General features: G+C 71.4%; 9 protein-coding genes. 8 read left to right on the top strand and 1 reads right to left on the bottom strand.

The window, feature by feature from the left end; translation table 11 throughout:
- A partial coding sequence (locus H7965_RS15360) for a transposase (protein WP_186771465.1) occupies positions 1–141 on the top strand: 141 nt, incomplete at its 5' end.
- Between the two features lie 13 nt (positions 142–154).
- Here H7965_RS15360 and H7965_RS15355 read toward each other — a convergent pair.
- Positions 155–1,153, bottom strand: a complete 999-nt coding sequence (locus H7965_RS15355; RefSeq protein WP_186771464.1) for an isopenicillin N synthase family dioxygenase — start codon at positions 1,151–1,153, stop codon at positions 155–157.
- A 316-nt stretch (positions 1,154–1,469) separates the two neighbouring features.
- Here H7965_RS15355 and H7965_RS15350 point away from each other — a divergent pair, with 316 nt between their 5' ends.
- The 7 genes from H7965_RS15350 to H7965_RS15320 all read left to right on the top strand — a co-directional run bounded on the left by H7965_RS15350 (position 1,470) and on the right by H7965_RS15320 (position 10,739).
- The gene (locus H7965_RS15350; RefSeq protein ID WP_186771463.1) at positions 1,470–3,035 is read left to right on the top strand and encodes an ABC transporter substrate-binding protein; all 1,566 of its coding nucleotides are present in this window, start codon (positions 1,470–1,472) and stop codon (positions 3,033–3,035) included.
- A gap of 9 nt (positions 3,036–3,044) precedes the next feature.
- Positions 3,045–4,058, top strand: a complete 1,014-nt coding sequence (locus tag H7965_RS15345) for an ABC transporter permease (RefSeq protein ID WP_186771462.1) — start codon at positions 3,045–3,047, stop codon at positions 4,056–4,058.
- Complete coding sequence (locus H7965_RS15340; RefSeq protein WP_186771461.1) at positions 4,055–4,897, top strand: ABC transporter permease; 843 nt, start codon at positions 4,055–4,057, stop codon at positions 4,895–4,897. Before H7965_RS15345 ends, H7965_RS15340 begins: the two co-directional genes overlap by 4 nt.
- Positions 4,897–5,871: an ABC transporter ATP-binding protein gene (locus H7965_RS15335; protein WP_186771460.1), complete on the top strand. Its 975-nt coding sequence runs from the start codon at positions 4,897–4,899 to the stop codon at positions 5,869–5,871. The genes H7965_RS15340 and H7965_RS15335 overlap by 1 nt, the downstream gene beginning before the upstream one ends.
- Positions 5,864–6,829, top strand: coding sequence for an oligopeptide/dipeptide ABC transporter ATP-binding protein (locus H7965_RS15330; RefSeq protein ID WP_229682630.1), 966 nt, complete (start codon positions 5,864–5,866; stop codon positions 6,827–6,829). The genes H7965_RS15335 and H7965_RS15330 overlap by 8 nt, the downstream gene beginning before the upstream one ends.
- Positions 6,830–6,928: 99 nt before the next feature.
- Entirely contained in the window at positions 6,929–8,704 is a 1,776-nt protein-coding gene (locus H7965_RS15325; protein WP_186771458.1) for a hydantoinase B/oxoprolinase family protein, read from the top strand.
- Positions 8,691–10,739: a hydantoinase/oxoprolinase family protein gene (locus tag H7965_RS15320; RefSeq protein WP_186771457.1), complete on the top strand. Its 2,049-nt coding sequence runs from the start codon at positions 8,691–8,693 to the stop codon at positions 10,737–10,739. The genes H7965_RS15325 and H7965_RS15320 overlap by 14 nt, the downstream gene beginning before the upstream one ends.
- The last annotated feature ends 2 nt before the right edge of the window (positions 10,740–10,741 follow it).

Here is a 10,741-nt window from a genome sequence, read left to right as displayed (position 1 = left end):
TGCTACAAGCTCCGCAACACCATCGAGCGTGCCTTCTCCCACCTCAAGGACTGGCGCCGCGTCGCCACCCGATACGACAAGCTCGCCCGCAACTTCCAGGCCGGCATCGCTATCGCCGCCATCATCCCGTGGTGGGCGTGATCGAGTCCTGAGCCTAGGCCCCCTGCAATTCCACGCCGGCCGCCGAACGCCCGCGCTCGCCATAATTGGCGCCCGAGTATTCGCTCATGAACTCGAGATAGGTGAAGGGCTTGTGGCGCGCCGGCTTCTCTGGGGTGACGCAGGTCGGGATCGGCGCCATCACCGCGTCGTAGCTGCAATCCATGAAGAAGGGGATGGCGTAGCGCTCCTGGCCGGAGCGGTTGGTGACGCGGTGCGGCGTCGCCAGGAACAGGTTGTTGGTCCAGCGCCGCAGCATCATCCCGCCATTCACCAGGAAGCAGCCCTCCAGCGCCGGCGCGTCGATCCAGCGACCGTCGGGCAGCCGCAGCGACAGGCCGGGCACCTTGTTCTGCGCCAGGATGGTCATGAAGGATGTATCGGCATGCGGCGCCAGGCCCCATTCATCCTCGGCCGCGGTCGGCTCCTGCTGCGGGTAATGGGTCATCCGCAGGGTGAACATCGGCTCGCGGAACTTGTCGTCGAACCAGTCGTGCGGCAGGTTGAGGGCGGCGGCGTAGATCGGCACCAGCCGGCGGCCCAGCGTCTCCATCGCCGCGCTGTACTCGAGCGCCGTCTCGCGGAAGCCGGGCAGCGCCGCCGGCCATTGGTTCACCCCACGGAAGCGGCGGCCGGCCAGCACGTCCGGATGGTCGGGCGGCAGCTCGCGCTTGAAGAACACCGCCTCATTGGCGTTGGGCTTCTTGACGCCCTCCACCGCATTCATGCGCGAGGTATTGCCGCGCATCGGCAGATAGCCCTGGTTGTTCTGGTCGAAGGGCATCGCCAGCTTCGCCTCGAGCGGCTGCGCATGGAAGCGTGCCGCGGCGGCGAAGGCGGCATCCACCAGCCCTGGCGGAACGCCGTGGTTGCGCACGAAGTAGAAGCCGACCTCGGTGAAGGCGCGCCGCAACTCGCCGCCAAGCCGGTCCAACGCACCTGGTTCGCCGGACAGCAGGGGGCCGAGGTCGAGGATGGGGATGGTATCGGACATCGACAGTCTCCGCGGCAGGATCGTGCGAGCCTAAGGGCCCGCGCCCAGGCTTCGCAAGCCAACTGCGGGAGGCATGGCGGCAGAACGGCAATCGCCCGCGGCGAGCGGATGCATGTGCATCCAGCGGCGGAACGTCCCGCGGGCGGTGATCCGCCTGCCGGCGGCAATGCGCGTCAAGCGAGCATGCCCCCGCTGGCTGCCAGCGCAACGGGCATAGTCGGCACGATCATCGGCGGATTGGCCATTGCGGACCCTTGCGGCATCCAAGTACTGCCGCTTCACTGCCTGGCAAGACCATGCCGCCGGAGATCAGCCCATGCGCCTCATCGCCGCATTGCTTGCCACCGCGCTTCTCGCCGTCCCGCCAGCCATGGCGCAGCAGCGGCCGCTGATCTGGGGCGACACCCTGCCGGCGACGCTCGACCCGCATGCGATCTTCGACGTGCCGAGCCAATTCATCCTGCTCAACGCCTACGACGGTCTCTACCGCTATCAGGGCAACCCGCCGCAGCTCACGCCGTGGCTCGTCGAGCGCCACACCACCAGCGCCGATGGGCTGACCTGGGAGTTCACCCTGCGCGAGGGGGTGAAGTTCCACGACGGCACGCCGATGACCTCGGAGGATGTTGCCTATTCCTTCCGCCGGCTGCTGGCGATGAACCGTGCCCCCGCCGCCGCCTTCAGCCCGGTGCTGAAGCCGGAAGGCATCTCGACGCCGGATGAGCGCACCGTGCGCTTCGTGCTGAGCGCGCCCTACGCGCCCTTCCTCGCCGCCCTGCCGCTGGTGGCGGTGGTGAATGCGAAGCTGCTGCAGGCGAATACGGTGAACGACGACTGGGGCGCCGCCTGGCTGGCAGCGAATGACGCCGGATCCGGCGCCTATCGGATGGATCCTGCCACCTACCGCACCCGCACCTCGCTCGACCTCGAGCGCTTCGCCGAGCATTTCCTCGGCTGGGCCCACAACCGCCGGCCGATCGACCAGGTCCGCTCCCGGCCGATCATGGAGACCAGCACCCGCGTGCTGGCGCTGCTGCGCGGCGAGATCGACGCCGGCGACAGCTACCTGCCGACCGACCAGGTGGAGCGGGTGGAGCGCAACGCCCGCACCAGGGTGCAGAAGGACGAGAGCATGCGGGTGTTCATCATCCGCATGAACAACCGCAAGCCGCCCTTCGACAACCTCGATGCCCGGCTGTGCTTCGCCCATGCCTTCAACTACGAGGGCTTCAACACCATCATCCTGAAGGGCCTGGTGGTGCGCAACGCCGGCCCGAACCCCAACAGCCTCTGGGGCAACCCGCCCAACCTCGCGCCCTATGCCTTCGACCTGGCCAAGGCGAAGGAGCATTGCGACCGCGCCCGCGCCGCAGGCAGCCCGATCGGCCGGGAGATCGAGATCCACATCCAGTCGGAGCTGGAGCAGACCACCCAGGCGGCGCAGATGTTCCAGGCCGACCTGCGGCGCGTCGGCATCAACCTGAAGATCGTGCCGAACACCTGGGCCAACATCACCGCCGCCACCGCCCGGGCGGAATCGACGCCCGACACCTGGATCCACTGGGTCAGCAGCTACTTCATCGACCCGGAGAACTGGATCGGCCAGATGTACGACAGCCGCTTCCACGGCACCTGGAAGGCCAGCAGCTGGTACCGCAACGAGCGGGTGGATGCGATGCTGGCCCAGGCCCGCGGCAGCCTCGACCGAGCCGAGCGCGAGCGGCTGTACCAGGAGGCGACGCGGATCGTGGTCGCCGAGAGTCCGGACATCTGGGTCTACAACACGCTGAACCTGCGCGGTGTCTCGCGCCGGGTGCAGGGCTGGAACTTCTCGCCCGTCGGTTCGGGCGGCGAACTGCGCACCCTCTGGCTGGAGAATTAGGCCCCGCGGATGGCACGCTACATTCTGCGGCGGGTGCTGTTGGCGCTGCCGGCGCTGTTCGGACTGGTCCTGCTGACCTTCGTGCTGACCCGGGTGATCCCTGGCGATCCGGCCGCGACCTTGGCGGGCGATTCGGCGACGCCGGCGCAGATCGCCGACATCCGCGCCCGCTACGGGCTGGACCGGCCGATCTGGGAACAGGCGCTGGTGCATGTGAAGCAGGTGCTGACCGGCGACCTCGGCAGCTCCATCTTCTCCGGCCGGCCGGTGATCGAGGAGATCGGCTTCCGCCTGCCAGCGACCCTGGAGCTGACCTTCTTCGCGCTGTTCCTGGCGACCGCCATCGGCATTCCGCTCGGCGTGGTGGCGGCGCTGAACCACAACGGGCCGGTCGACCAGCTGGTGCGGCTTATCAGTGTCGGGGGCCTCGCCATCGCCTCCTTCTGGCTGGCGTTGATGCTGCAGCTGGTCTTCGCCATGGAATGGGATGTGCTGCCGCTGCGCGGGCGGGTGGAGGTGGAGCTCGGCACGCCGCCGCTGCGGACCGGCTTCCTGCTGATCGACAGCCTGCTGGCCGGCCGCCTCGACCAGTTCCGCGACGCGCTGTGGCATCTGGTGCTGCCGGCCGTCACGCTTTGCCTGCCGGGCCTTGCCAGCATCGCCCGCTTCACCCGCTCCGGCATGCTGGAGATGCTGCAGAAGGATTTCGTGCTCTATGCAAGGGCGGCGGGCTATGGGCGGTTCCGGCTCTACGCCATCTACGTGCTGCGCAACGCGGTGACGGTGACGGTGACGCAGATCGGGCTGCTGTTCGGGGCGCTGATCTCGGGGGCGGTGGCGGTGGAGGCGATCTATGACTGGCCCGGTCTCGGGACTTATGCGGTGCAGGCGATCCTGAGTGCGGATTACAAGGCGCTGCTCGCCGTCACCCTGGTGGTCGGCGTGGTCTATGCCGCGGTGAACGTGCTGGTCGATGTGGTGCAGGCGCTGGTCGATCCGCGCGTGGCGGAAGACATTCGATGATCGCGCTGCGCCGCCTGCTGCGCGACCCGGTCGCGTGTTTCGGCCTGCTGCTGGTGCTGGGCGCCCTGTTCATCGCGCTGTTTGCGCCCTGGATCGCGCCCTATCCGGAGGATGCCTACGAGAGCCACATCATGCAGCGGCTGCGGCCGCCCTCGGCCGAGTTTCCCTTCGGCACCGACAACCTTGGCCGTGACATCCTCTCCCGCGTCATCCTCGGCACCCGCAGCGCCCTGGTCGTGGCGGTGGCGGTGGTCGGCGCCTCGCTGCTGATCGGCGTGCCGATCGGGCTGCTGGCCGGCTGGCGGGATGGCTGGCTGTCCGATGTGCTGATGCGGCTGACCGATGTGTTCCTCGCGGTGCCGCAGCTGATCCTGGCGCTGGCGCTCGGTCAGCTGCTGGCGCCGGGCCTCTCCACCGCCATGCTGGCGCTCGCCCTGACCTACTGGCCCTTCTTCGCCCGCACCGTCTATGCCGAGACGCGGCGGCTGCGCACCGCCCTGTTTGTCGACGCGCTGGCCGGCATCGGCGCCTCCACCACGCGCATCCTGCTGCTGCACGTATTGCCGAATGCGGCGCCGGCCATCCTGATCCGCGCCACCATCGGCATGGGCTTCACCATCCTGACCGCGGCGCTGCTGGGCTTCCTCGGGGTCGGCGCGGCGCCGCCCTCGCCGGATTGGGGGCTGGCGGTCGCCGAGGCGCGGCAGCACCTGCCGGAGGCCTGGTGGTTCCCGACCTTCCCTGGCCTCGCGATCCTGCTGCTGGTGCTCGGCTTCAACCTGCTCGGCGATGGGCTGCGCGACATCGCCGACCCGCGGCTGCGGCGGAGCCGGCATTGATGAGCATCATGGGAGAAGGCCGGCCGGTGCTCTCGGTCGAGAATCTCGCGGTGCATATCCGCACCGATGCCGGGGTGGCCCGCATCCTCGATGATGTCACCTTCGCCGTGCCGCGTGGCGGCGCGCTCGGCGTGGTGGGGGAGAGCGGCTGCGGCAAATCCACCCTGTTGCGCGCCATCCTTGGCATCCTGCCGCGCGGCGCCACCGTGCCGAAGGGTGCGGTGCTGTTCGAGGACCGCGACATACTGACCGACCGCGCCGCCTCCGCCCGCGGCCGCATCGGCTTCATCCCGCAGGACCCCTATCTCTCGCTCAACCCGGTGTTCCGCGCCGGCGACCAGTTCCTCGAGATCATGCGCCGCCACGCGCCCGGCTCGCGTCGGGACCATCGCGACACGCTGGTGGAGCTGTTCCGCGCCGTGCAGCTGCCCGACCCCGGCGGGGCGCTGGCGAAATACCCGCACCAGTTCAGCGGCGGCCAGCGGCAGCGGCTGCTGATCGCCGCGGCGCTGGCCTGCGAGCCGGCGCTGGTGGTGGCCGATGAGCCGACCACCGCCCTCGACGTGACGACGCAGCGCGAGATCCTCGGCCTGCTGCGCCAGCTCACCACGGAGCGCGGCCTGTCGCTGCTCTTCGTCACTCATGATTTCGGCGTGCTGGCCGCGGTCTGCGATCAGGTGGCGGTGCTCTATGCCGGGCGGGTCGCCGAGACCGGGCCGACCCGGGCGGTGCTGGACGACCCGCAGCATCCCTATGCGCGGATGCTGCTGGCCTGCCACCCGGACCGCGCCGTGGATCTGCTCGGCATTCCCGGCACCGTGCCTGCCGCCACCGCCCAGCCGCCGGGCTGCCGCTTCCACCCGCGCTGCCCGGCGTCCCGCGCGGATTGCGCCGGCGTGCCGCCGCCGCTGCTGCCGCTGGCCGCCGGCCGTGCCGTCGCCTGCCCCTATCATGCGGAGGCCATGCTTGGCTGAAATCCTCGGTGCCACCGAGCTGGTCGTCGAGCTCGGCGCCCGGCGCGGGCTGTTCTCCGCGCGTCCCGGGGTGCGGGCGGTCGATCGGGTTGATCTCTCGGTCCAGGCCGGCGAGACCTTCGGCGTGGTCGGCGAGAGCGGCTGCGGCAAGACAACCCTGGCCCGTACCCTGCTCGGCCTGCAGCGCGAGGCCTCCGGCACGATGCGGCTGGAGGGGCGGATGGTGTCCGGCCACCCCCCGGCACAGGCACGGCGCAGCCGGGCGGCGGTGCAATACGTCCACCAGGATCCCGGCGCGGCGCTCGACCCCTGGTGGCAGGTCGGCGCCACCCTGGCCGAGGGCTTGCGCATCCATGGCGTGCGCGACCCTGCCGAGCGTGAAGCGCGGATCGCCGAGACCCTCTTGGCCGTTGGCCTCGACCCCGCCTTCGCCGCGCGCTACCCGCATGAGCTGTCGGGCGGCCAGCAGCGGCGCATCGGCCTGGCCCGCATCCTGCTGCTGCGGCCGAAGGTGGTGATCCTGGACGAGCCGACGGCCGGCCTCGACCTCTCGGTCCAGGCGGCGGTGCTGCGGCTGCTGCGCGACCTGCGCGACCGCTTCGGCCTGACCTACCTGTTCATCAGCCATGACCTTTCCGTGGTGCGCCGGGTCTGCGACCGTGTGGCGGTGATGTATCTCGGCCGCATCGTCGAGCAGGGCAGGGCGGAGACGCTCTTCGCCGCCCCCGGCCACCCCTATACCCAGGCACTGCTGGCGGCCGCGCCGCGGCTGGATGGCGCGGCGGCCGGCCCGGCGTTGCCGGGCGACCCGCCCAGCCTGCGCGCCATCCCGCCCGGCTGCCGTTTCCACCCGCGCTGCGGCCGTGCCGACGCGCGCTGCGCGGCGGAGGAACCAGCCACCATGGAGGTGGCGCCGGCGCATGCGGTGACCTGCCATCATTGGCGCGAGGCGGCATGATCCCGGCTGCGGTCGTGAAGCCTCGCAGCGAGACGAGGAGCGGCGCGTGAACCGCGGCCGCATGGTCACCGAGTACCAAAGCGAAGTGAGGAGCCCGGGGTGAACCGCCGACACGAGGCCATCTGCGACCCGGTGTCGCTGGAGATCATCCGCGGCGCCGCCCGCGCCGCGCAATCCGAGATGGAGGCGCTGCTCGAACGCACCGCCATGTCCGCCTTCATCCGCGAGAAGAAGGATTTCTACACCGCCATCTTCGATGCCTCGGGCGCCATGGCGGTCGGCTCCGACCTGCCGATCTTCGGCGACATCGTCGGCCCGGTGCTGCAGCACTACCCGCTGGAGACGATGCAGCCCGGCGACCTCTACTGGTACAATGACTGCTACGGCTCGCGCGGCGCCGTCTCCCATTCCAACGACCAGGTCTTCCTCGCACCCGTCTTCCTTGACACGATCCGCGTCGGCTTCGTCATGGGCTGGGCGCATTTCTCCGACATCGGCGGGCTGCGCCCCGGCTCGCTGAGCCCCGATGCCACCGACCATTTCCAGGAAGGCATCATCATCCCGCCGGTGCGGCTGGTGCGCGGCGGCGAGACCAACGATGATCTGCTGCGCGCCTTCTGGCGCAACAGCCGCTTCCCGCTGCAATCCCAGGGCGACACCCGTGCGCTGATGGCCGCCGTTCGGCTTGGCGAGGCGCGGGTGGCCGAGCTCGCCGCTCGCTTCGGCGCCGATGTGCTGGCCGATGCCTTCGCCCAGCTGCTGGCGCGGACGGAATCCCTGGTGCGCGCCAAGCTGGCCGCCGCCTTTCCGGTCGGCACCACGCGCTTCGCCGATGCCATCGACGGCGACGGCCAGGGCAACGGCCCCTTCGTGCTGCGCCTGGCGCTGACCCGCACGGCGGACGACCGCTTCATCCTCGACGCCACCGAGACCGACGACCAGGCGCCGGGGCCCGTCAACCTGCTGATGCACCCGGATGTGCCCGGCATGGCGCTTGGCCTCTACTTCCTTCAGGGCGAGGTGGGGCAGGTGCTGAATGCCGGCGGCCCGCGGGCGATCGACGAGGTCCGGCTGCGCGAGGGTTCGCTGCTCTGGCCGCGCTCGCCGGCGCCGCTCGGGCTGCGCGGGCTGACGATGATGCGCCTGCTGGCGGCGCTGCACGGGCTGGTCGCCGTCGCGCGTGGCGGCGAGGCGCCGGCGGCGCATTCCGCCTATGTGCTGCTGGCGCTGCGCGGCGAGCACGCCGGCAAGCGCTTCCTGATGAGCGACGGCGTCGCGGTCGGCTATGGCGCGCGCCCCTTCGCCGATGGCGTCGATGCGGTCTATTTCGTCGCCCAGGAGAATTATCCGGTCGAGTTCATGGAGCTGACCTATCCGGTGCGGCTCCGCCACTACGGCCTCCATCGCGACAGCGGCGGCGCCGGACGGTTCCGCGGCGGCTGCGGCGTGGTGCGGGAATATGAAGTGCTCTGCGACCTGGCCCAAGTGGCGATCCGCATCGACAGTGTGAAGAATCCGCCCTGGGGCGTCGCGGGCGGCCGCAACGGCGGCAGCGGCCGTATCCTGCTCAACCCCGGCACGCCGGAGGAACGGCTGCTGCCGCCGCTCTCGGATGGCACGGTACTGCGGCGCGGCGATGTGCTGCGGCTGGAGACCGGCGGTGGCGGCGGCTGGGGCCATCCCTTCGACCGCCCGGCGGAGCTGGTGCTGGAGGACGTCCGCGGCGGCGCCGTCAGCCCGGAGGCGGCGGCGCGCGACTATGGCGTGGCGATTGCCGCCGGCGCCCTTGACACCGCCGGCACCGTGGCGCTGCGGGCGCAGCGCGGTGCGGTGAAGCTGTTCCATCGCAAGGATTACGTCGATGCCGTCGCCTGAGCCGCGCGCGCTGATCGTGGCCGTCGACATCGGCGGCACCTTCACCGACATCACCCTGCAGGATGCGGTAACGGGCGAGGCCTGGACCGCCAAGACGCCCTCCACCCCGCGCGACCCCTCGGAAGCCTTCCTCACCGGCGTCGGCCTGGCGCTGGTCCAGGCCGGGCGGGACGCCACGGCGGTCGGGCGGGTGCTGCATGGCACCACCGTCGCCACAAATCTGATCCTGGAGGGCAAGACCGCGCCGGCGGCGCTGCTGACCACCGCCGGCTTCCGCCATGTGCTGGAGATCGGCCGGGCCGACCTGCCGCGGCGCGACAACCTCTGGGCCTGGCGGAAGCCGCGCCGGCCGGTGGCGCCGGCGATGGTCTTGGAGGTGGCCGGGCGGATCGCCGCCGATGGCAGCGAGCTTGCCCCATTGGATGAGGAAGCGGTGGCCGAAGCGGTGCGGGCCGCGGTTGCCGGTGGCGCCCAGGCCATCGCCATCTGCTTCCTGCACAGCTTCGCCAACCCCGCGCAGGAGCGCCGGGCGCTGGAGATTGCCCAGGCCACCGCCCCCGGCCTGGCGTTGACCGCCTCCAGCGAGGTGCTGCCGGTGGTGCGCGAGTATGAGCGTAGCATGGCGACGGTGCTGAACGCCGCCGTCATGCCGGCCGTCGCCACCTATGTCGGCCGGCTGGAGCAGCGGCTGGAGGCCGGCGGCATCGCCGCGCCACTGCTGCTGATGAAATCCAATGGTGGCGTCGCCGGCGCCACGGCGATCCGCCGGGCACCGCTGCAGACCGCGCTCTCGGGCCCCGCCGCCGGGGTGGTGGGGGCGGCGGCGATGGCGCGGGCCGCCGGCGTGCCAGACATCATCACCGTCGATATCGGCGGCACCTCGGCCGATATCTGCCTGATCCGCGAGGGCAAGGTCGGGCTGACCCAATCCGGCCGGGTCGGCCCCTGGCCGCTGCCGCTGCCGATGGTGGACATGGTCACCATCGGCGCCGGCGGCGGCTCGATTGCCCGGGTCACCGGCGGCGCGTTGGCGGTGGGGCCGGAGAGCGCCGGGGCGGATCCCGGCCCGGCCTGCTACGGCCGCGGTGGCACCAGCCCGACGGTGACCGACGCGCATCTGGTGCTCGGCCACCTGCCGCCCGCGCTGCTCGGCGGCCGGATGGCGCTGGATCCGGCACGAGCCGAGGCGGCGATCCGCGCGGCGGTGGCGGAGCCGCTGGGGCTCAGCCTGGAAGCCGCGGCGCGCGGCATCCTGGCCATCGCCGACAACACCATGGTCGGCGCCATCCGCATCGTCTCGGTGGAGCGCGGACATGACCCGCGCGGCTTCGCCCTGGTGCCCTTCGGCGGCGCCGGACCGCTGCATGGCGTGGCGCTGGCGACGCTGCTCGGCATGACGCGGGTGCTGGTGCCGCCCTCGCCAGGGGTGCTCTGCGCCCAGGGGCTGCTGGCGGCCGACCTCAAATCCGAGTTCAGCCGCAGCGTCGCGCAGCCCCTGGCCGGTGCCGCCCCCGCCGCCCTGGAGGCCGCCTTCGCCGGGCTGGAGGCGGAGGCGGCGGATTGGTTCGCGCTGGAGGCGGTTCCGCCGGCGGATCGCGCCACCCGCCGCGTCGCCCTGATGCGCTACGAGGAGCAGGGCTTCGAGCTGCCGTTGCCCTGGCCGGAGGCGGCGAAGCCACGCGCGGCGCTGGCGGCGGATTTCGCCGCGGCGCATCGGGCGCTCTACGGCTTCGACCTGCCCGGCGTGGCGATCGAGATCGTGACCCTCCGGGTGGAGGCGTCCGGCCGGCTGCCGGCCCCCGCCATGCCGGCACCGCGCGGCGGGACGGCGGCGGATGCGCTGCTCGGCCGGCAGCGGCTGCTGCGGCCGGAAGGGGCGGTGGAGGCGGTGATCCTGGATCGCTCCCGGCTGGGCGCCGGGGCGGAATTCGCCGGGCCGGCGATCCTCACCCAGCTCGATGCGACGACCCTGGTGCCGCCGGGCTGGCGCGGCAGGGTGCTGCCGGCGGGGGCATTGCTGCTGGAGGCGGAATAGCG

The organism is Siccirubricoccus deserti (assembly GCF_014283215.1).
GTDB lineage: Bacteria > Pseudomonadota > Alphaproteobacteria > Acetobacterales > Acetobacteraceae > Siccirubricoccus > Siccirubricoccus deserti.
The sequence above is the reverse complement of the archived record's forward strand: the minus strand, read 5'-3'. Positions and strand labels throughout refer to the sequence as shown.